At 33.7% G+C, this 20,960-nt stretch carries 20 protein-coding genes; 2 read left to right on the forward strand and 18 right to left on the reverse strand.

Annotation, left to right across the window (positions count from 1 at the left end; translation table 11 throughout):
* Nucleotides 1-117: 117 nt before the first annotated feature.
* The 11 genes from Q1V95_RS11115 to Q1V95_RS11165 are packed head-to-tail and all read right to left on the reverse strand — an operon-like array spanning nt 118 to nt 11,320.
* A complete protein-coding gene (locus Q1V95_RS11115; protein ID WP_300673811.1) occupies nt 118-675 on the reverse strand; it encodes a serine acetyltransferase in 558 nt (185 codons plus the stop codon).
* A complete protein-coding gene (locus Q1V95_RS11120; protein ID WP_300673813.1) occupies nt 672-1,742 on the reverse strand; it encodes an acyltransferase family protein in 1,071 nt (356 codons plus the stop codon). Before Q1V95_RS11120 ends, Q1V95_RS11115 begins: the two co-directional genes overlap by 4 nt.
* A gap of 45 nt (nt 1,743-1,787) precedes the next feature.
* Nucleotides 1,788-2,936, reverse strand: a complete 1,149-nt coding sequence (locus Q1V95_RS11125) for a glycosyltransferase (RefSeq protein WP_300673815.1) — start codon at nt 2,934-2,936, stop codon at nt 1,788-1,790.
* A 54-nt stretch (nt 2,937-2,990) separates the two neighbouring features.
* The gene (locus tag Q1V95_RS11130) at nt 2,991-3,830 is read right to left on the reverse strand and encodes a hypothetical protein (protein WP_300673818.1); all 840 of its coding nucleotides are present in this window, start codon (nt 3,828-3,830) and stop codon (nt 2,991-2,993) included.
* A 29-nt stretch (nt 3,831-3,859) separates the two neighbouring features.
* Nucleotides 3,860-5,011, reverse strand: a complete 1,152-nt coding sequence (locus Q1V95_RS11135) for a glycosyltransferase (protein WP_300673821.1) — start codon at nt 5,009-5,011, stop codon at nt 3,860-3,862.
* Nucleotides 5,012-5,015: 4 nt separating this feature from the next.
* Nucleotides 5,016-5,951, reverse strand: coding sequence for a hypothetical protein (locus Q1V95_RS11140; RefSeq protein ID WP_300673823.1), 936 nt, complete (start codon nt 5,949-5,951; stop codon nt 5,016-5,018).
* Nucleotides 5,952-5,955: 4 nt separating this feature from the next.
* Nucleotides 5,956-7,398 (reverse strand): MBOAT family O-acyltransferase, encoded by a 1,443-nt coding sequence (locus tag Q1V95_RS11145; protein WP_300673826.1) that lies wholly within the window; start codon nt 7,396-7,398, stop codon nt 5,956-5,958.
* Nucleotides 7,399-7,401: 3 nt separating this feature from the next.
* Nucleotides 7,402-8,310 (reverse strand): glycosyltransferase family 2 protein, encoded by a 909-nt coding sequence (locus Q1V95_RS11150; protein ID WP_300673829.1) that lies wholly within the window; start codon nt 8,308-8,310, stop codon nt 7,402-7,404.
* Nucleotides 8,297-9,469: a glycosyltransferase gene (locus Q1V95_RS11155; protein WP_300673832.1), complete on the reverse strand. Its 1,173-nt coding sequence runs from the start codon at nt 9,467-9,469 to the stop codon at nt 8,297-8,299. Before Q1V95_RS11155 ends, Q1V95_RS11150 begins: the two co-directional genes overlap by 14 nt.
* 16 nt (nt 9,470-9,485) lie before the next feature.
* Entirely contained in the window at nt 9,486-10,508 is a 1,023-nt protein-coding gene (locus Q1V95_RS11160) for a glycosyltransferase (protein ID WP_300673834.1), read from the reverse strand.
* Entirely contained in the window at nt 10,508-11,320 is an 813-nt protein-coding gene (locus Q1V95_RS11165) for a glycosyltransferase family 2 protein (RefSeq protein WP_300673837.1), read from the reverse strand. Before Q1V95_RS11165 ends, Q1V95_RS11160 begins: the two co-directional genes overlap by 1 nt.
* Before the next feature lie 61 nt (nt 11,321-11,381).
* On the opposite strand from Q1V95_RS11165, the gene asnB reads away from it, so the two are divergent.
* The gene (gene asnB / locus Q1V95_RS11170; RefSeq protein WP_300673840.1) at nt 11,382-13,205 is read left to right on the forward strand and encodes an asparagine synthase (glutamine-hydrolyzing); all 1,824 of its coding nucleotides are present in this window, start codon (nt 11,382-11,384) and stop codon (nt 13,203-13,205) included.
* A 24-nt stretch (nt 13,206-13,229) separates the two neighbouring features.
* Here the strand turns inward: asnB and Q1V95_RS11175 are convergent, their stop codons facing one another.
* Complete coding sequence (locus tag Q1V95_RS11175) at nt 13,230-13,784, reverse strand: acyltransferase (RefSeq protein WP_300673843.1); 555 nt, start codon at nt 13,782-13,784, stop codon at nt 13,230-13,232.
* Between the two features lie 72 nt (nt 13,785-13,856).
* On the opposite strand from Q1V95_RS11175, the gene Q1V95_RS11180 reads away from it, so the two are divergent.
* Nucleotides 13,857-14,855 carry a glycosyltransferase gene (locus Q1V95_RS11180; protein ID WP_300673845.1) on the forward strand — a complete coding sequence of 333 codons (999 nt, stop codon included), beginning with the start codon at nt 13,857-13,859 and terminating at the stop codon, nt 14,853-14,855.
* A gap of 45 nt (nt 14,856-14,900) precedes the next feature.
* Here the strand turns inward: Q1V95_RS11180 and Q1V95_RS11185 are convergent, their stop codons facing one another.
* The 6 genes from Q1V95_RS11185 to wecB all read right to left on the reverse strand — a co-directional run bounded on the left by Q1V95_RS11185 (nt 14,901) and on the right by wecB (nt 20,941).
* Nucleotides 14,901-16,187, reverse strand: a complete 1,287-nt coding sequence (locus tag Q1V95_RS11185; protein WP_300673847.1) for a nucleotide sugar dehydrogenase — start codon at nt 16,185-16,187, stop codon at nt 14,901-14,903.
* A 4-nt stretch (nt 16,188-16,191) separates the two neighbouring features.
* Complete coding sequence (locus tag Q1V95_RS11190; RefSeq protein ID WP_300673849.1) at nt 16,192-17,184, reverse strand: SDR family oxidoreductase; 993 nt, start codon at nt 17,182-17,184, stop codon at nt 16,192-16,194.
* A 30-nt stretch (nt 17,185-17,214) separates the two neighbouring features.
* Complete coding sequence (locus tag Q1V95_RS11195) at nt 17,215-18,234, reverse strand: glycosyltransferase family 2 protein (RefSeq protein WP_300673851.1); 1,020 nt, start codon at nt 18,232-18,234, stop codon at nt 17,215-17,217.
* A 10-nt stretch (nt 18,235-18,244) separates the two neighbouring features.
* A complete protein-coding gene (locus Q1V95_RS11200; RefSeq protein WP_300673854.1) occupies nt 18,245-19,051 on the reverse strand; it encodes a hypothetical protein in 807 nt (268 codons plus the stop codon).
* 148 nt (nt 19,052-19,199) lie between these two features.
* A complete protein-coding gene (locus Q1V95_RS11205; RefSeq protein ID WP_300673856.1) occupies nt 19,200-19,880 on the reverse strand; it encodes an NAD-dependent epimerase/dehydratase family protein in 681 nt (226 codons plus the stop codon).
* Nucleotides 19,877-20,941, reverse strand: coding sequence for a UDP-N-acetylglucosamine 2-epimerase (non-hydrolyzing) (gene wecB / locus Q1V95_RS11210; RefSeq protein WP_300673858.1), 1,065 nt, complete (start codon nt 20,939-20,941; stop codon nt 19,877-19,879). The genes Q1V95_RS11205 and wecB overlap by 4 nt, the downstream gene beginning before the upstream one ends.
* Between the last annotated feature and the right edge of the window lie 19 nt (nt 20,942-20,960).

Below are 20,960 nucleotides of genomic sequence, written 5' to 3' on the forward strand. Positions count from 1 at the left end.
AAATATATTTAAGGTTAAAATTACTTTAACTATTAAATAATGTGTTTCGATAGATTGAATCAATAATGATGCAAAAGTAATTTATTCTGATTTAAAATTGAAAAATATTAACAAAGTTTAATATTTTACTTTATTGTTGATGTAGCCTTCTGTCGCCATTTCGTTGGGTGTGATCTGCGCGGGATTACCGATGACTACGGAGTTTGCTGGCACGTCAGTACTAACATAAGCATTTGGCGCGATAAGAACATTATTCCCAATCGTAATGCCACCAACAATAACGGCGTTTGGACCAATCCAGACTTCGTCGCCAATTGTTGGTACGCCTTCGCGTTTTCCACGGTTGGCTTGTGCAATGGTAACGCCTTGCGCAATATTACAGTTGCGACCAATTACGGCTTTGGGATTTATTACTAAAGCGCCCCAATGTCCAAGATACAATCCACCGCCAATTTGGGTTTCTGCATAAATCTGGAAACCATATTTAATTTGATAATGACGAAGTATGAATCTGTAAATCTTTCCTGTTAAAGAAGATTTGGGATATTTTTGTGCATTTCGGAACCAATAGATGTAATGCAGATTTGGACTAAAACATTTTTTTAGTATCTGAAAATGTGACAAGTATTGTCCACTTTCTCTGTAAAAATCTTTTTGAATGGTCGTGTAACTCATTTTATTTTTTCAAAAATCTTGTTATAAATGAAGTATAAAAGGTAACAAGTTGGTAGTAACAAAATTAAGTATAAAAATATTCTTTCTGCTCTTATATCCATATTTTCTATGTCAAAAAGAGGTAATATTCTAAAAATACCATTGGTTACAAAAATGATCATTGAGACTTTTCCGATGCTAATGAATATTTTTTTCCAAAATGAACCTAGAACAGTGTATAAGCTTTCAAATGTGTATAACAGAACAAGTGTAAATGCTAGAAAGCTAAATGGAAACAGAAACTCATATACTTGTGATACCGAAAATATTATCAAACTAATGATAAATACTAGCAAACTTGGTTTTTTCCATTTGTTTTGGGCGAAATATATTCCTAAAAAAACTTCTGGCAAATGGCCAATCAATGTAGGGAGTATATTAAAACTAGTTTGCTTATCAACCATGTAGTAAAGTAGGATAATCAATAGGTAAGTTACTGAGAGTATTACTACAAGCTTATATTTTTTTAAAATTTTAAACAAAAAAGGAAAAACAACATATAACTGAACCATAAGTCCAAAAAACCAAAATGGACCACTCAACATATTATAAGTCCAAGGTTTATAAAAATTAGAAATTGAGGAGCTTAGCAAAATACTTTTAACAGCCGTTTTTTTCAAAGAGTAAAATTCGCCGAAGCCAATGTAGAAAAATATATGATAGACAATAAAACCAAAAATTAATAAAAAGTATAATTTTTTGAGTCGTGATTTTAAATATTTAAAATAGTTAAAACTGGTGTTTTCATTTTTAATAAATTGAATACTAAGGCCATAGGCACTAAAGAAGATGAAGAGTTGCACGCCATAATGACCTAAAAAAGAGAAAATCGAAACAAAAAAGCTTGGCCATTTTATAGGATATAGATTACTTAAAAATACAATGGCATTATTTGCAGAAAAATCCGATTCGTTTTCTATGCTAAATCCAGCTTGCCAATGCAAATAATTGTGAAGAACGATTAATAAAATGGCAATGCCTTTAAAGTAATTGGTGTCATCTAGCGTGAAGCTTCCTTTGGATTGCATTTTGGTAATTTTGGGACTTCAATTTATAATAAAAAAATGAAACTTCTAAAGATTGTCAATAATATTCGTGATGCCTTTTACTGAATTTTTTAGGTTAAATGGCATTTCATATTCTTGAAGCTTACTTTGGTAATTTTCAAAAGATTGAGGATTTAATAAAGCTTTTTTCATGCCTTCATAGATGCCACCGTCAGAGTTTTCGATGATAAGACCCAAGTCACCGTTATTTAACATTTCTCGAACACCCGAAACATCTGTTGCAATAATGTTTTTGTTAAGTGTCATCGCTTCGAATAAAACGGTTGGAAATCCTTCGTAGCGCGAACTCAAAATATAAAAATCTGCTCTTTTAAAATAAGGATAAGGATTATCTGTAAAACCTAGCATGGTCGCAGTGTCGTCAACGCCAAGTTCGGTTTTTAGTTTTTTAATATTCGGGAAATCGTAGCCATCGCCAACAATAAGAAGCCGATGATCCAAGCCTTCATTTATAAGTTTTTTATGAGCCTTCAGAAGTCTGTCAAATCCTTTTTGTGGAAAAACCGTACCTACAGAAATGAAAGTCGGAAGTTTGTCATCAAACTTATAGTTTTCCACAGGCTTTTCAGCTTTTGTTAAAATCTCGTCAGTGTCCAAAGGATTGAAAATCCTAACAATTTTAGATTTTTCAGCTTCGGAAATGGCGAGATCTTCAAAAGTCTTTTTAATCTTGTCCGAAATCACCATCACTTTATCATATTTGAAGAAGCGTCTGATTTTTTCTTTGGTGTAACCTTCAACTTGCGTCAGATCGTTATGGATCCACATCAGCTTTTTTGAGGATGTCAACGGACTGTTGAGTACTTCGTCCATAAAACCATGGATTGCCGCAAATTCGATGTCGTATTTTTTGTTTTTGAGCTTTCGTTTATAAAGAATTTTGGGATATTTTTTTAATAAACGTTGGTAGACAACACGATAGGCTTTTTTGGGAATATCTTGTGGGCGATTGGTGGTAATCATTTTGCCTTTGTTGAGGTACATCACATTAACCCAATTCGGAACCTCGGTAAGATATTTCCCCGAATATAGGTTAAGTAAAAGATCCACTTCGTATTTGTCAGACGGCAAATTTTTGAGAAAAGTCACCAAAACTTTCTCTGCGCCACCATGTCTTAAGGAACCAATACGAATAAGGATTTTCTTTTTAATCAATTGTTTTCTTTTTTGATTGTCACCAAAAATACTAAGAATATTTAGATTTTAAAACTACTTTACAAAGCTTTGCCATTCTTGGAATAGCTCATCCGCAATGTTTTTTCTATCAATTAAATTATCAATGTGATGTGCAATTGGTTTCAGCTTTTCCGCGTAGTTTTTGTTGGCATAGTCTAGCAATTTTTTCCAGTTTTTGTAGTCTAGGGAAGCGTAGGCTTCGACTGCATAATGTTTGGTTTTAACAGCATTTAGCCGTAGTTGGTAAGCCATTCTGGTAATTGGCGTGTTGAATTGCGATATATAATGTTTAGAAAAAACCTGGATTTTATAGTTTAAATCTTTCTTCGACATTGGACGATATTCTAAATAGAGACCAGATGGAAAAGGCACCGAAATTTGATAGAAATATAATTTGTTCTGCTGAAGCTTTGGGTATTTCTCAAATAAAGAAAGAAGAATATCATTGACCTTGATGTGCTCTGGATGCCAGTCTATTGGAAATGGAAGAAATATTTTGTCAAAATTCCCATTTTCAATAAGTTTTGCAAGATTATCAAAATCATCTTTACTTTCAGCTGATATCAAATTGAATCCAATTTCTTTTTGGACATTCTCAATTTCCTTGCGGCGCATACTTTTGTTTGCCTCGTTGTAATTTTTTCCCAAAAACTGAAAATAAAAAACGCTTGCATCTGTATTCAACAGGATTTGACTTGCGCCAATCCACTCGTCGTCAGCATGAGGTGCTAATACAAGAGATTTAGAATCTTTAGTAAGCTTTAATTCTTGTAAGTTAGAGTAGGAAAGATGTTTGCCAAAATGAAATTGTAGATACCACTTTAGTAAGTATTTTTTCCTACGAAGTTTAGTTCGTAGGCTTTTGCTAATCATGTTTGTGTTTTAATAATTCGAAAACGAAATTAGTAAAAAATATCAATCCACTTTTGAATTATTTTATCCTTTTGCCATTTTTTTGAGAAAGTGTAACTACCGCTATTAAGTTGCTTTAATTGTTCTTCGTTATTGATAAGCGATTGTAGCTTTTCTGCAAAATCAGTTTGATCGCCAAAAGGGATTAGAAAACCATTTTCTTGGCTAACAATATCAGATGGTCCGTATTTGCAATCATAAGAAATGATGGCGTTTCCTGTTAAGTTGGCTTCAATAAGAACTGTGGGAAGACATTCAGTTTTACTAGTAAACAAGAAAATTTTGCTCAAACTTAAAGCTGAGTATATTTCGTCAAGATTTTTAGCTCCCAGTAGCTCTACTTTATTTTGTAATGATGGAAGGTTTTGTATTTGTTTTTCGAGTTGATGCTTTGCGGGACCATCACCAATAATTTTGAATTTAAAACTTTGTAAATCGGTTTTGTTTAGGATTTCTAAAGTTTCTTGTACATTTTTATCATTGTCTAATCTACCAACAAATATTAAGTCATTTTGTTTGTCCGAAATTTTTTCAGGGTTAAAATTTTCGAAAGGCAGTCCAATTAAATTTGGGATAAGAAAAGCATTGTTGTTAATCTGCTTGTAATGAGCTAACGAAGGCGAGTTAAGACAAACAACAGCTTTGAAGTTTTTATAATTTTTTCGGAGTAGATCTTTCCAAAGTTTACCACCAACTTCAAAGTTAGCATGTTCCCAAGCGATGGTTTTGGCGGCAATTGTTTTGTTTCGAGAAATTTGTGAAGAAAGTTTGTACCAAGACGATATAATCAAATCATAATTTTGATGGTTTTGTTTTAACCATTTTGCTAGCATTTCCCATTGTCCAAAATCGTAGATATAGTTTTTTATACTCTTTCTTCCTGGTATTTTTGGAAAATATTTGTCGATGTTGACGTTGACTTTTCGAAAGCCCCAATGCGAGAAGGTGTCAATACTTAGAATTTTAATCTTAGGATTTAAGGGGAAAAAACTGGATTTGTCTTCCATCAAAACCAAGATGCTAACATCATATCCCGCCTCACAAAGCTCGTTGGCAAGCGAGGTCAAAACGCGAGCAACTCCTCCAGGCTTAAAAAGCTTGTAGTAGATGAAAAGTATTTTTTTCGACTTATTATTTGACATAAGATTATTTTTTATCTAAAAAAGCTTTAACGTCTTTTACCAATACTTTGTTGAACTTTTCTACTGCAATTTGGTTGAGGTGGTTGTTGTCAAAAAAATCTGTTGAATCTTTCAAAGCTACAGCATTTTGATAACTCTTGTAAGTTCCAACACCTGATAAGAATTTGTCGACTTCGGGATTATTATTTACAGAATTATACAAGGTTTTGGTAATAGGCGCTTGTATCAAAAATACCTTGATGCCTTTACTTTCTATATAAGCAACATTGTTTTTTAATTCCTCTTTTTGCCCTTCAATAAGATTCCATTTCGAAATACCTTCTTTATTGAAAATGTTTGGTCTATATTCGGTCTCTACAAAACCTGTTGGCGAAATATAGTGATCTCCCATTTGTTTTAAGGCTTCTTTAAATCGATCATTTAAACCAAAAACTTGTCGAAAACTTGAGAATATCAAAGTGTTGTAAGCAAGTAGGTTGTGCATCTTGTTTGCCATTTCGATCGAGTTAATATCGATTTTGTTATTACTTAGTATGTCTAACGAAGATTCTACACCATCGATATTCATTGTTCCAGCATAGGCTTCATACAGAACCATTTTTGGTTTTATTTTTTCTAAATATTGATGTAGCAATGCTTTGGTATTAATTGGTGTTTGCGCACTTGATCCAAGATTAAATGCTGTGATGCCTTCTTTTTCAAAAATTCTAGGGTCGATTCCACGATAGGCATGAGACGATCCTACAATGAGAACATCGATGTCTTTGGTCTTGGCAGCATCTTTCATTCTTGTAAAAGTATGACCATAGCAACCCATGCAACTTCTAACATTTTTTGCCATGAAAGGTGGCAATATAGAACTCCATATTGGCATCACAATGACATAGAAAAGAATCGTGAAGACTGCAAATAAACTTATGTTGACTAAAAATTTTTTCATCTGTTTAAAATTGGAAATAGATAAAAGGGCTCTCGTGTGTCTGTAAAAACAATGCAATTAACATGATGATAAATGCGTAAAAGCACCATCTTATCCAACGTTTTTGATTAAGCAATAGCTTTTCGATTCCGTAATTATTGCGTCTGCCAATCCATTCGACAATTAATAAAAAAGCAATTAATATCAATGTTGCTAACGCACTTTTTTTAAGTTGAGGAAATTGAAATAAGCTTTTATTAAAAATACCACCAATATATTCAAAAGCGTGGGTTACTGAGTTGGCTCGGAAAAATATCCATGCGAAAACAGTTAGTCCAAATGTTATAATCATGTTGAACAACTCTCTGAAAGTTGGTAACATCCGATCTTCGGCAACTATTTCGAGGTTGTTTCTATTGGTTTTAAGAACAATAGATGGCATAATGAAAAGTGCATTTAGAAAGCCCCAAAATATAAAGGTCCAGTTAGCGCCATGCCAAAAACCGCTGACAATAAAGATGATAAAGGTATTTCTAATTCGCATCCAGTTGCCACCTTTGCTTCCTCCTAGTGGAATATAAAGATAATCTCGGAACCAAGTAGATAACGAAATATGCCATCTTCTCCAGAACTCTGCAATGTCTCTTGAAAAGTAAGGATAGTTGAAATTTTTAAGAAGGTTAATTCCGAAGAGTTTGGCAACACCTAAAGCAATGTCCGAATAGCCCGAGAAGTCACCATAAATTTGAAAAGTAAAATAAATAGCTCCTAAAACAAGATTTGATCCCGAGTGCGCAGCTGGATTTGCAAAAATTTCGTTGGCGTATATGGCGCAATTATCAGCAATAACCATTTTCTTGAAAAGTCCCCAAAGTATTTGGCGCATGCCATCTACCGCCATTGGATAATTAAAGACTCTAACTTTTTTAATTTGAGGAAGTAGATGCGTTGCTCTTTCAATAGGACCTGCAACCAATAGTGGAAAGAAGCTTACGAAGACGGAATAATCTACAATATTTCGTTCTGCTTTTATGCGATCTTTATAAATGTCAATGATGTAAGAAAGTCCATGAAATGTATAAAATGAGATACCAACTGGCAAAATAATATTAAGTGTCCAAGGATGTACATTTAACCCAAAACCATTCAGGAACTCTGTCATCGAATGGGCAAAGAAATTGTAGTATTTAAAAAAGCCTAAAAAACCTAAGTTAATCCCAATACTAAGTGTTAGCCAAAATGTTTTTAGCTTCTTGCTTTTTGCCTCTTCGATTTTGATGCCCGAATAATAATCGAGAAAAGTTGAAAACATTAACAAGAACATGAAACGCCAATCCCAACAAGCATAGAAATAATAACTTGCAACCAGCAAAATTAAATTCTGAAGCTTCATGTTTTTGCGAAATATCCAGTACAGCGCAAATACGATCGGCAAGAATATGGCGAAAGAAATAGAGTTAAATAACATTGGCTATTGTGTTTTTTTATAAATCAAAGATAATGGATAGATTAACGTCGATAGAAATTTGAAATTAGAAATTCCTGCATTAATTTCGCTTAGATTTTTATTATTTATCAAAGAATATGTTTGGTAACCAATGAGATTCTTCAACAAGGTTTTTGGATAGCTGTTAAGTTGCTTGTGATAACAATTGAGGAAAGACCGATAACCTTCCATCAAGCCAAAAGTATTTTTTCCGGACCATCTTGTGTTAGAAACCGATTGTTGATCTGCCTCATCAAAGTGGTAATAGCGGATTACTTTGTTAATGAAACGTGTTTTGATGCCTTGTGAATCATAAGTGTTGAAAAACACGGTTTGCGGAATATAACCTTTGCCTTTGTATTTTTGATAGTCAAAATTATCCAAATATCTGTGATAGGTTTTTGTGAAAAAAATACCATTCTTGTCACCTCTCACTTTGTATTTGTAACGCATGTCAAAGATGGAACCATCAAATTCCACTGGAAATTTGTCTCCAACAACATTGCCATTTTCATCAGCAGAAAGTCCAATGATGCCAATGTAATCTGCTTGATTTTGTATTTTTTCGGATTCGTCAAAAAGTATTTGTAAGGCATTTTCAGGATAAGTATCGTCCGAATCCAAAATCATAAAATAAGGACTTGTAACTTTTTTAATACCTTCAAAAACAGTGATGAATTTATGCCGATTTTCATTCCAAAAATAATCGATATCGAAGATGTTTTCGCTTTTGAATTGTTCCACCAAATCTTTTGTATTGTCGCTGGAACCATCATCCATAATAATCCATTTGAAGTCTCGGAATGATTGTTTCTTCAAAGATTCGTAAGAACGTTCTAAAGTATGTGCTCTGTTAAAAGTTGGGGTAACAATGGTTATTTTAGGACTGTTCATTTTGTAGTTTCAATTGGTATTGTTGTTCAAAAACTTCGCTCACTTGTCGGTATATTTCTTTTTCGTCAAATTTTTGATAGGCATTTTTTGTTCCGTCGCATATTTTCTCAACCAGCTCGGGATTTGTCATAAATTCTTTCATAGAATTATACATGTCTTTTTCATCATAATTGATCAAAATGCCATCTACGCCGTCGTCTATCATTTCTGCAATGCCGCCAACATTGGTTGATATTATCGGTTTTTGCATGCACATCACTTCGCCAATTACGAGTGGATAAGATTCTGACTGCGAAGGTAAAATAAAGAAATCCGAAGCTTTGATGTATGGATATGGATTGGTCTGTGAGTCAAGCAACAAAAATGAATTTTCGACACCAAGTTCTTTACGTTGATTGATGAGGTTTTCCATTTCGTTGCCACCACCAATAACTGCAATAATGTGCTGAAAGCCGTCGTCTAATAATTGCTTGTGAACTTTCATCAAAGTATGATAACCTTTGCGGTGATGCAATCTTCCCATCGATGAAAACACAGGATAATCGGTGTTAAAAGAATGATTAAACAAAGTCGCTTTCTTAAGAACTTCATCCACTTTTATCACGTTATAAATCACAGTGCTTTTTGGGTATTTAACTTGATAAAGATCGTCGATAACTTGTCGCGTTTGTTTGGATCCGAAAATCATGAAATCGAATTTTTTCATTTTTTCGATTCTGCTCATGACGCGTTGTTGGTCTTTGTCATATCCAACGTCTGTGTGGAACCAACCGATTTTTCTAGATTTTTTGTTAGGCGAATTTAATACCATATCAAACTCCGCATAACCTGGAGCAACTTCGATGTCGTAAGTTTCGAGACCTTTAGTTTTGTAAAGAACAGCAGGGAATTTATCATAGATTTCCAACTTCAAACGTCGGAAAGCCAATTGCATTTTTTGGATAAAAGGATTGGAACTCATTTGTTCTTTACCTTTTTCCACAACGATAAGTTTGATGTCTTTGGGAATATCTTTCACCAATTCGCCTTGATACAAATTGAGCATCAAGGTAAAGTCAAATTTATCTTTGGGAAGGTTTCTTAAAAGATCCAAAACCACGCGTGGGACGCCACCCATCTCTAGTGATCTCAGTCTAAAGAGTATTTTTATTTTTTTCATGTTGTGTTTTTCGTTCTCAATTATCGACTTCTGCACCCAAGTTTCGATATTGTGTTTTAAATTGCTCTGACCATTTTTTCCATTCCGAATATTGAGCGTCAGGATGATTGGTTTGGTCTAAAAAGCTCTTTATATAATCATCAGAATAATCTTTTGGGTAATTTTCCATCGGATTAAATTGTCCATCATACCAAGCCTCGTTCAGGATAAAATTCATGCGGTTAACATCAAAATTCTGACCGTATTCATGGTAAGATCCTGTTGCTGAAGATTTGAAAGTTGTTTTTAAAACCTCTTGTTTTGTTCGTGCAAATATGGCTTTTTTGTTTTTATGATACCAAGAAGCAGCATTACGTAATTGTTGTTTTTCATCAACTTTGCCTTGTGCATCTTTCCAGATTTGTAACCAATAGTCTTTTTGGTACAATCCCATCAAAATGGAGTTAATAGCCCAATATTTAATTTTCGTGTTGTTGTCTGCAAATCCCAATTTATATAGAATTGTAAAAAACTTGTATTTGTTATACATGAAAAGATCCATAACAAACGGATTACCTGTAAACAGTTTTTTGGGAATAACAGCATCCAGTGTTCCTAGATTGCTAACATTGCAGTATTGATCATCAGCGTAATTGCCTAACCAGCCTAACTTTAACAAAGGAATTTTGTTTTTTTGCATGTCCTTTATTAAGTTGTCAAAATTGATTGGCTCGATCATCCAAACATCATCTTCAGTTACCAAAACATAATCTGAAGCATTTTTAACTTGCTCATACCAAAGCTGGGTCGGAATCGTAAAACCATCAATAGATTTTCCATCTTTGATGTTGCTGTCAATCGCTTTGATTTTATCAGCATATTGTTTTGATTTTACAATACTTACGGATGGATATTTGTTTTGTATTTTTTCTAAATATTGTGAAGGCGTACCATCATCCAAAACAATAATATTGAAATCTCCTTTCGCATTTTCCAAAATAGAAGCAATGCAACGATCTAGGTAAAAAGGTCGGTTGAAGGATTTTATGATGATGTCCATTAATTTAGTTTTCTCAGTAGTTTTTTTAAAAAGCTGTTTTCCTTTTCATGGATGAACTTTGGTAAATTTGGGATGCTGTCAACATTTTTGCCATAGAGTTTTTTGATATCTCTACGTTTGCAAGTTTCAAGAATCACATTATGCCAATTTTCATTTAATTTAGTTTTCTTATTCGAGTCTTGAGAAACGCCTTTGTTGTGCAATCTATAAAGATAAAAGACTTCATTTATTAGCAGAAAATCTCCTTTTTCGTATAGTTTTAGATACATGTCTTGATCCACAGCAGAGCTTAATTCAGGATTAATTCTTATCGTTGAATCATAAACTGATTTCTTAAATGTAAAAAAGTGAGCAACCTCAAAATTGATATTGAAAAATTCTTTTTGGGAATTTGGTATTTTTCGGGTAAGTTTAAAAACGCCTTTAGATTGCATAGTTTCGTTAACCGTTTCGATTAAAGAGTAGGTCGCGATAATTGATGGATTTGTTTTGTAGCAAGCCAAAGATGACATTATTGCATTTTCTGTCAAAGCATCGTCAGGATCTACGAAACCGCAAATCTCGCCAGAAGCCATTTCTACACATTTCCTCTTAGTATATCCAACGCCTTTATTCTCTTCGTTTCGGAAAAGCTTAACTCTGGCATCATCCTTTGTCAATAAGCTTAGTTTTTCAAAAGAGTCATCTGTAGAACAATCGTCCACAACGATAACTTCAAAATCTTTGAAAGTCTGAGCCAAAAGACTATCATAACAATCTTTGAAATAATCAAAATTATTATAATGAGCGATAAGGACGGAAAAATTTTTCATCAAATAAGAATATCGTCAAAATTAACAAAATAATCTTAGATTTGTGGCTTAATATTGCTATATGTGCGGAATCACAGGAATTGTAAAAAAGAATATTCTAGAGGAAAATTTATACAAACAAACTCTTAAAAATATGACCGATTCTATCATCCACCGAGGTCCGGATGACGAAGGTCACGAATATTTTCAAAACTGTTTTTTAGGCTTTAGAAGATTAGCAATTGTGGACCTTTCTACAGATGGACATCAACCGATGTATTCGGACACCAAAAATGAATGTATTGTTTTCAACGGTGAGATCTATGGTTATCGAGATCTGAAAAAGAATATTACTGATTATCCTTTCAAAAGTAATACGGATACAGAAGTCATTTTGTCGTTGTATCAAAAAAATGCCCACGACCTCCCAAAACTACTAAACGGAATGTTTTCTTTTGCGATTTGGAACGAAGAGAAACAGCTGCTTTTTTGTGCAAGAGATCGATTTGGTGAAAAACCATTTTATTATGCAATTGGTAAAAACGGGGAGTTTATTTTTGCCTCAGAGGTTAAAGCTATTTTGGCGACTAATCTTGTAGATGACGAACTGAATGACGAAGCCATCTTTCATTATTTGCGTTTTATGTATGTTGATAGTCAGCAAAGTATTTATAAGAATATAAAAGTTTTGCCGCCTGCACATCAATTAATCTATGAAAATGGAGAGATTAAAATTTCACAATATTGGAATTTTCCACAAGAAGAATTAAACATTTCTGAAGACGAAGCAATCAATAAGTTTCAGGATTTAGTAGAGAAATCTGTTGATAAGCAGTTGGTTGCTGATGTTAAAGTTGGCGCTTTTCTTAGTGGAGGCTTAGATTCTGGGACGATGGTCGCGTTGTCTTCTCGAAAGAATCACAACTTAACAACTTTAGGCTTTCAATATGAAGGCGATTGGGACGAGATGCCCGATGCAAGGACGATTGCTAAAAAATATAATACCGATCATAAAGAAGTTGCATTGCAAAGTGCAGACATACCGAAAACTTTAGTTGAGGTTCTTGGAAAGCTTGATGAACCGCTTGCCGACACTGCAATTCTTGCGACTTATATCATTTGTAAAGAAGCGGCTAAAAATATGACGGTTGTGATTACTGGTAATGCAGGAGACGAACTTTTTGGAGGTTACAAATGGTACCAAAAAGAAAAAGAAATACTCGACAAAGGAAAAGCAAACGAGTCTTTTCTAGGACTATACAAGATCGGATCTAGTATCAGTGCGAAACTAGGACTTGAGAAGTCACGACAATATTTTTTAGATCAAATTTTAAGGTCTAAATTTTCAGATATTGTTGCTTACCAAAAAGGCAAGGTTCATAATAATTTCAGTAAAGAAGAGACTTTTCAACTTATGAAGAGTCAACAAAATTACGAACACCAATATCATTTTAATCTTGATAAGTCCAATCTCAATACACCAATGAAGATGGACCTTACCAATATTATTGCTGGTGATTATATGGTAAAAGACGATCGTATTGCGATGTTGCATTCAATAGAATTGCGAACGCCATTTTTAGATAAAGATTTGGTGGAATTTTGTTCGATGCTGCCAGCAAAATATAAGGTTAATGAAAGTCAAACCAAAATAATTTTGAGAAAAGCCTTTGGTGATTTATTGACGCCAAATATCCTGAACAAAAAGAAGCAAGGTTTTGGCGCTCCAATTTCGAAATGGTTAAAATTCTCAGAAATGGAAACTTTAACAAGCAATATTCTTAAAAATAAGAATTCTAAAATCTTCAAAAAATTAGATTTTGAAGTTGTCCAAAAGCAACTGAATTATAATTATAAACATTGGAGCCTACTGGTTTTAGGCATTTGGATGGAAGAGCATTTGTAAATTTTAAAAATACCTAGAAAGCTTTTATAAGGCTTTCAGCATTTGGTCTTGTTTATTAATGATAATGGCATTGTTAGGAACATCCTTATGTATAACACAGCCTGCACCAATAATGACGTTGTCACCGATTGTAACGTCTTTTAGGATGATGACATTTGCGCCTGTCCATACATTATTTCCCATTTTAACAACGCCGATATTGAAGTCTGTTTTTGCAACTGAAAAAGGATTGGTTGTGTACTGATGGTTATGGTCAAAAATCTTCATGCCTTCTCCTAGAATACAATTGTCACCAATGCTAATTTTGCCTAAACACGAAATTGTAGCACGCGTTATGTAAGTGTTTTTACCAATGCTAAATTCTGCATTTTTTTTAACGGTGATATAGTTTGATTCGTTGATGACAACATCTTCCGCAATATTGATGATGGCATTTTGAGAAATGTCGTAATAATTGTTAATTCCTAGCTTGAAGCTTTTATGGATATTTGATTTTGGATTAGCACGGAAAAGTGAGTACGCCTCTTCTTTTTTTGCGTTACTTATTAATTTATCCAAGAGAAGAAGCAGTTTTTTCATCGTCGTTTTTTAGTGTAGCCCAAAGATACAGCTTTCGGAAATAAAATGATAATTTTGCAAATAATGAAAAACATGAATGCTAAAAAAGTAACGATTTCGATCCCGATTTTTAAATGTGAAAACTTTATTATCAAAACTTTGGAATCGGTTGTTGCTCAGACTTATCCCAATATTGAAGTTGTTTTGGTAAATGACAAAACACCAGACAACAGTGCTATTTTGGTTTCAAATTTTATTGAAGAATATCAACTTAGTAACTGGCGACTTGTTGAGTTATCGGAGAATTCTGGGCTTTCGGTTGTGCGGAATAAAGGAATTGACGAAGCGACTGGGGAGTATATTTTTTTTCTAGATAGTGACGATACTTTAGTGCCTACGGCGATTTCTGATTTTGTTGAAAGGGCAGAGGAGACCAATGCTGAGGTCGTTGTTGGAGAAGTGCGAGGAATTAAACTTCCCGAAAATGAAGAAGTTGATGTTTTTCCATTACTTGTTAAAGAAGATTTGTTGGAAGGCAACAATGTTATTCTAAAATGTTTAGTGGATGGTGGTTTTCCTGTTTCGAGTTGGAACAAATTGATCAGAGTGGACTTTCTAAAGGAAAACAAAATATATTTTACCAAAGGATTATACGCGCAAGATTCGTTGCATACTTTTGAGATGGCGTTAAAGCTTAACAAGATTGCATTTTTAAGAAAGAAAACTTACGATTATTATCTGCACTCGGATTCTGTTATTCATAACCGTAAGAAAGTGCATTTTGATAATTGGATAACGATTGCCAATAAGCTTAATGATTATTGTGTTGCCGAAAAAAATGAAGCACGACGACTTCAAATTCTAAAGTATTTGTTAACTTTTAAGTCAGCTACATTGCTTATGAATTGGAAAGCTCAAAAAAATGAAGAGCTTTGGAAATATAGTTATGATGCGTATTCTAAGTTGGAAGGATTGCGTGTTTCTGATTACTTTTCTTCGGCATTTTCATCAAAAGAAAAGAAAGATAATTTTTATATGTCTTTGCCAACCAATCTTGGTTACAAATTATTTAGACGACGATTCGGAAATTAAAATAGAATTGAAAAAGCTCACAAAATATGTGAGCTTTTTTTGTATTTATAAACGTTTAATATTTTTTTGTGGACTAAGTTTTCCCTTTACATCATAGATGACAGCTTTTTCATTTAAAAATTTAGTTAAGTCTAAATTCTCAAATTCTTGATGCGAAACCGCAACTACAATGGCATCATATTTACCTTTAGGTTCTTGGTTAGAAGTATCCAAACCATATTGCTTTTTCACTTCATTAGGCTTTGCCCAAGGATCATACGTGTCAACTTTAATATTGTAATCCTCAAGTTGTCTAATAACGTCTACAACTTTTGTATTTCTGACATCAGGACAATTTTCTTTAAAAGTAAATCCTAACACCAAAACTTTGGATTGATTAATCGTGATGTCGTTTTTTGACATCTGTTTTACGACTTCACTTGCGACGTAGTGTCCCATAGAATCGTTCATACGGCGACCAGCCAAAATAATTTCTGGGTGATAGCCAAATTCTAAAGCTTTTTGCGCCAAGTAATATGGGTCAACACCAATACAATGCCCACCAACCAAACCAGGTTTGAAGGGAAGAAAGTTCCATTTTGTTCCTGCTGCAGCCAAAACATCTTGTGTGTCGATGTCCATCAAATTAAATATTTTTGCCAATTCATTGACAAAAGCAATGTTGATGTCTCGCTGAGAATTTTCGATAACTTTAGCAGCTTCAGCTACTTTGATATTTGGCGCAAGATGTGTCCCTGCAGTGATGACAGATTTGTAGATGTCATCAATAATCTTTCCGATTTCGGGAGTTGATCCTGATGTTACTTTGAGAATTTTTTCGACAGTATGTTCTTTATCTCCAGGGTTAATCCGTTCTGGTGAATATCCTGCGAAGAAATCTTTATTAAACTTTAAGCCAGAATATTTTTCTAAAATAGGAACGCATTCTTCTTCGGTGACACCTGGATATACGGTGGATTCATAAATGACAATATCACCTTTTTTAAGGACTTTTGCGATGCTTTTACTAGCATTAGAAAGCGGTGTAAGATCTGGACGATTATTTTTGTCAACAGGTGTTGGTACAGTAACAATATAGATGTTGGAGTCGGCAATATCTGTTAAGTCATTTGAGCAAAAAAGACCAATTTCCGTTAAAGTAGGATTGTGGCTAATTAAAGCCTTATTCAATATGTCTGAATCTACTTCCAAAGTGACATCAACGCCTTTGTTTAATTCTGAAATTCTATTCTGATTTGTGTCAAAACCAACCACAGGATATTTGGTTGCAAAAAGTCTTGCTAACGGCAAACCAACATAACCAAGGCCAATTATACTTATCTTGTACTGCATTATTTTACTTTAAATTCTCCCAATACCATTTCACGGCTTCTTTTAGCCCATCTTTCATCGAAAATTGAGGATTGTAATTTAGTAATTTTTTTGCTTTTTCTATACTCGCAAGAGAATGAGGGACATCACCTTTTCTATAATCACCGTATATGATTTCGATATCAGCAATTTTGGGATCAAAAAAAGAAAGGTATTCTTTTAAATATTTAACCAAATCGTTTAGTGTTGTTCTTTCTCCAAAAGCTGTGTTGTAGACTTGGTTATAAGCCTCTTGCTTGTTGGAAGTTATCGCTAAAAGATTCATTTGTATAACATTGTCAATGTAGGTGAAGTCGCGGGAATAGTCCCCACCACCATTTATAATAGGCGATTCGTGATTCATTAATTGTTTCACAAATTTTGGAATCACAGCTGCATAAGCGCCTTCAGGATTTTGCTTTCTCCCAAAAACATTAAAATAACGCAAACCTATGCTGTCGAAATCATAAGTTTTTTTGAAAACCTCAGCATAAAGTTCATTCACATATTTTGTAATTGCATAAGGTGAAAGAGGTTTTCCGATGCGCTCTTCGACTTTTGGAAGGGCTTCCGAATCTCCATAAGTGGAAGAGCTTGCTGCATATACCATACGTTTGACGCCAGCATCTCGCGCAGCAACCAACATATTTAGAAATCCGCCAACGTTAACGTCATTACTTGTAATAGGATCATTAATGGATCGCGGAACAGAACCTAAAGCAGCCTGATGCAATACAAAGTCTTGATTTTCGCATGCTTTTTTGCAAGTTTCTAAATCGCGAATATCGCCCTCAACCAATTTAAAATTTGGATGATTAATGACAGCCTCTAAATTTTCGCGACGCCCTGTCGAAAAATTGTCAAGGCAAGTGACAATGACATTATTCTCTAGTAAAACCTCACAAAGATTGGAGCCGATAAAACCAGCACCACCTGTGACAAGGATGTTTTTATTTTCGAGTTGAGGTTGAAAGTTCACGTTTAAAATCTATTAATTATTAATATGCCATTAATCTACAACAGCACCATAACTTAGACAGTCTTCCTTAAACTCGCCAATCCATTGATGCCAAAGTTCCATATTAATTTCATTTGGATAATTAACATTCACTAAATCTGTTAGATATTTCAAGTCAAAATCTTTGGGCATATTGTTCTCAGAATCTAGTTTGTCATTTAACCAAAGATCATTCAAAATACGATTTATTTTATTGATGTCAACTTTGGTTTTATATTTTCTATAAGAATTGGTCGCTGTGGAAGAATAAGTTGTCTTCAGATATTCTTTGTCTGTTCTACAGATGCTACTTCTTTTTTTGATGTTTTTTGAACGCCATTCAATTGCATTTACCATCTGTTTTCGCTCGCTAACTCTTACATCAATATCTTTCCATAAGTAGTTCCAGTAGTCTTTATTATAAAGTCCCATTAGAATTGAAAACAATTCATAATATTCCAATGGCGTGTAATTATTAAAAAGATTTAGTCGACATAAAATTGATTTTAGCTTAAATTTATTTTCTAAAACCATATTCATTGTTTTGGCATTCGCTAAAAACAGTTTTTTGTTTGGATACTGCGCAATTACTTTCTGATTGAGCTTGGTTTGCGTATAGTTAAAGTTATATTTTTCTGCACCTTGCCATCCAAGTTTAACAAGGTCAATTGATTCGGCATCCATTGTTTGAATAATCTCATGAAAATTAATAGGATCGGTAAACCAAACATCATCTTCAATAATTAATGTATATTTATCTGAAGAATTCACCGCTTTTTTCCATTCTTTAACAGGAATTGTGAATCCGTCAACTTCTTTTTGGTCAGAAATAAGTTGTGACTTTATTTGATAATTGTCAGACAAAATAATTTCAACTGTTGGATGCTTATCCTTTATTTTCTGTAGATATTTTTCTGGCGTTCCATCATCAACAATTTTGATTATGAAATTCCCTTCTGCAAATTTGAATATTGAAGAAAGACATCGATCTAAATAGAAAGCTCTATTAAATGATTTAATAAGTATAACCATAATTTAATTATTACCAATAACAACCTCCTTCAACCTTATCAAAGCCCCTTGGTCTTTCATTAGCGAACACCCAGCCACTCCCACGTAAGCTTGTGTAATGCTCCCAATCTTCCCATCTTTTTCCTTTAATGCCAAATAAGAGCTGTGTAACTCCACCAAGATGAATGGCTTGTTTGCCTTTATTTTTTATATAGCTTGCTAGTGGTAAGCCATATGCGCCACATCCTAAGATTGCAATATCGAAATCTACAGTATCAATCTTTTGTTTCATGTCATCTAAAGCATCGAACCAGCTGTCAAACTCAGCGTTTTCATCTGCAATACTTTGTACTGCTTTTATCGTTTTTAATTCAAAAGTTGGTAAGACATTTTGATTTTTGTAAATGTTTTCTCGGTTTAAATATTGACTTCGGATTGTATCTTCAAAAGGATGTACAATTAACACTTTTTTGCCTTCCAAAGCTTTTGACCAAGGTTTGTCAAAAAACCAAGGTTCTAGTTCCCTAATGTTGCATAGATTTACATTTTCGGGTATGCTTGGGATGTATTCTTCCAATCCGTTCCAAACGCCTAATACATCTAAGTTTTTCGCAGCATCAACGTAGCAATTAACAAAGTCTTGCATTAATTTTTGATCATTTGGGAAGAAACCAGAAAGCTCACATAAATTGTGCATATATTTTGACGATTGTAACCAACTATTACCAATTGTTCCTGTTAAATATTTATAAATGCCTTCAAGATCATTTGATATTTCTTTTTGTAAAAGGAAGTTGGCTATAGCTTCTGATTCTGTACTTCCTAAACGACCTAGCATAAAGGGTTTACCGAGCTTTATTAAATCAAAAATTTTTTGATTGGTGTCCTCGCTTTTCGACTCAATATGATAAAGAGGAAAATACTTGCTTTTTTTCCTTAGAAAAAAAGGTCTTGTTCTTTTCCCAAGACGAAATAAATAATGAAAATTAGATTCGGTTATCATAATACTTATCGATTAAATCGTTTAGATATTCTGTTTTATTCTTTGTTCTAAAATCATAATCCAACTCGTGGATGTCAATTGAGTAATTTTCACCTTTTTCTTCGATGTTCTTTTTTGCTGAAATTTTAAGTTTTTCTTCAAATGCTTCAATAATTTCGGGGATCGAAAAATTTTCCAGGTAAGCAACATTTATTATTTTATTCCAATCTTGTGATTTGATATATTCTAACGCAATGTTTTTAACATCTTCAACATCTATCAGATTTCTTGTCGCATGACTATGAACAGTTAATTGTTGATCTGATGTTATTTGACGATGCAAATAATTCATTAACAAATTAGGGTTTCCACCTTTGCCAACTGCATTGCTAACACGAAGGATAAGATAATGTTCGGCTTGTTGCTTTATAAGTTCTTCAATATGAAGCTTATGCAAAACATATTGGCTGTTGTACTTTGATGAGTCATAAATCGAACAAGTACTGAAATAAACAAATAGTTTCTCAGAATTCTCCGCTAAAGTTTGCTCTACCAAATTTTGTTCGCGCAGAAATTCTTCTTTTCTCGTTTCTGATGAGTTAGAAACACCAGAAGCAAAAAATACAACATTATTGTAATCTTCTTCGGTAAATAAAGAAGCGATTAGTCCCTTACCAACAATCATATCGAATCAAATATTAGTTGTGATGCTTTTCCGTTGCCAAAAGGATTAGTGAAAGAATTGTTTTTATTCTCTAATTCTTTATAAAACTCATTTTTAATTTTGTTTTTATCTGCACCAACTAGGACGCCACAGCCGCATTCCAAAACTTCGGGACGTTCGGTTTCATCTCTCAGGATAATTACTCTTTTTTGCAATGTAGGAGCTTCTTCTTGAATACCACCAGAATCCGAGATTAGCATTTTACATTTTGCCATCAACTTAACTGCTTGGATATAATTAAGCGGCTCGATGAAATTAATATTATTTGGGATTTCCTTAAAGGCTTCAAAAATAAATTTACGCGTATTTGGATTTGGATGAAGACTCCAATGGAATGTAAATGTCGGATTTTCTTCTGCTAATTCTCTTATCGCAGCACAAATTGAATACATATTGTCTCCAATGTTCTCTCGGCGATGTGCTGTGATGAAAATATCATTTCCATATTCTAATCTAATATTTTCTTTTTCCAAAACATATTGCAGAAGGTCAATAATAGTATTGCCTGTTACGCTAATTTTCTCTGAGCTAATATTTTCTTTGGAAAGGTTGTTTGCAGCCAGTTTTGTTGGAGCAAAGTTGAGATCAGAAGTCAGTGATACAACACGTCGATTGTACTCTTCGGGAAATGGAAATCTAATGTCATCAGTTCTTAAGCCTGCTTCAATATGATAAAATTTTCTTTTCTCTAGAAAAGCAACCATTGATGACGCAAGCACTGTAAAAGTATCACCTTGTGCGATTATTTTTTCGATTTCATTTTCTTTAACAACTTCTGAAATGTCGTTAATAAGCTTTGCTAAGAGGTTAGAATTTGAAAAATCCGAAGATTGAACTGCTAAATTATAATCGGCGCTGTAGTCAAAAACCTGTTCCATTTCGCTAAGCATTGACGTATGTTGTCCAGTATTGATTGTTACAATATCAATACTTCTTTTTTTAGCTTCGAGAATTAAAGGATAAACTTTCAGGAATTCGGGTCGCGTTCCGTAGATAATAGCAATGTTTTTCTTGGTCATCATTTGATTTTGTGTAAAAATA

It is taken from the genome of Soonwooa sp. (assembly GCF_030151385.1).
GTDB lineage: Bacteria > Bacteroidota > Bacteroidia > Flavobacteriales > Weeksellaceae > Soonwooa.

What these genes read in the sequence shown, in the direction of transcription:
- Q1V95_RS11115 (WP_300673811.1), bottom strand. Translation starts at nt 675, where the DNA reads ATGAGTTACACGACCATTCAAAAAGATTTTTACAGAGAAAGTGGACAA.
- Q1V95_RS11200 (WP_300673854.1), bottom strand. Translation starts at nt 19,051, where the DNA reads ATGCTAGGTCGTTTAGGAAGTACAGAATCAGAAGCTATAGCCAACTTC.
- wecB (WP_300673858.1), bottom strand. Translation starts at nt 20,941, where the DNA reads ATGATGACCAAGAAAAACATTGCTATTATCTACGGAACGCGACCCGAA.
- Q1V95_RS11160 (WP_300673834.1), bottom strand. Translation starts at nt 10,508, where the DNA reads ATGGACATCATCATAAAATCCTTCAACCGACCTTTTTACCTAGATCGT.
- Q1V95_RS11155 (WP_300673832.1), bottom strand. Translation starts at nt 9,469, where the DNA reads ATGAAAAAAATAAAAATACTCTTTAGACTGAGATCACTAGAGATGGGT.
- Q1V95_RS11180 (WP_300673845.1), top strand. Translation starts at nt 13,857, where the DNA reads ATGAATGCTAAAAAAGTAACGATTTCGATCCCGATTTTTAAATGTGAA.
- Q1V95_RS11205 (WP_300673856.1), bottom strand. Translation starts at nt 19,880, where the DNA reads ATGATTGTTGGTAAGGGACTAATCGCTTCTTTATTTACCGAAGAAGAT.
- Q1V95_RS11120 (WP_300673813.1), bottom strand. Translation starts at nt 1,742, where the DNA reads ATGCAATCCAAAGGAAGCTTCACGCTAGATGACACCAATTACTTTAAA.
- Q1V95_RS11130 (WP_300673818.1), bottom strand. Translation starts at nt 3,830, where the DNA reads ATGATTAGCAAAAGCCTACGAACTAAACTTCGTAGGAAAAAATACTTA.
- Q1V95_RS11195 (WP_300673851.1), bottom strand. Translation starts at nt 18,234, where the DNA reads ATGGTTATACTTATTAAATCATTTAATAGAGCTTTCTATTTAGATCGA.
- Q1V95_RS11140 (WP_300673823.1), bottom strand. Translation starts at nt 5,951, where the DNA reads ATGAAAAAATTTTTAGTCAACATAAGTTTATTTGCAGTCTTCACGATT.
- Q1V95_RS11165 (WP_300673837.1), bottom strand. Translation starts at nt 11,320, where the DNA reads ATGAAAAATTTTTCCGTCCTTATCGCTCATTATAATAATTTTGATTAT.
- Q1V95_RS11185 (WP_300673847.1), bottom strand. Translation starts at nt 16,187, where the DNA reads ATGCAGTACAAGATAAGTATAATTGGCCTTGGTTATGTTGGTTTGCCG.
- Q1V95_RS11175 (WP_300673843.1), bottom strand. Translation starts at nt 13,784, where the DNA reads ATGAAAAAACTGCTTCTTCTCTTGGATAAATTAATAAGTAACGCAAAA.
- Q1V95_RS11150 (WP_300673829.1), bottom strand. Translation starts at nt 8,310, where the DNA reads ATGAACAGTCCTAAAATAACCATTGTTACCCCAACTTTTAACAGAGCA.
- Q1V95_RS11135 (WP_300673821.1), bottom strand. Translation starts at nt 5,011, where the DNA reads ATGTCAAATAATAAGTCGAAAAAAATACTTTTCATCTACTACAAGCTT.
- asnB (WP_300673840.1), top strand. Translation starts at nt 11,382, where the DNA reads ATGTGCGGAATCACAGGAATTGTAAAAAAGAATATTCTAGAGGAAAAT.
- Q1V95_RS11145 (WP_300673826.1), bottom strand. Translation starts at nt 7,398, where the DNA reads ATGTTATTTAACTCTATTTCTTTCGCCATATTCTTGCCGATCGTATTT.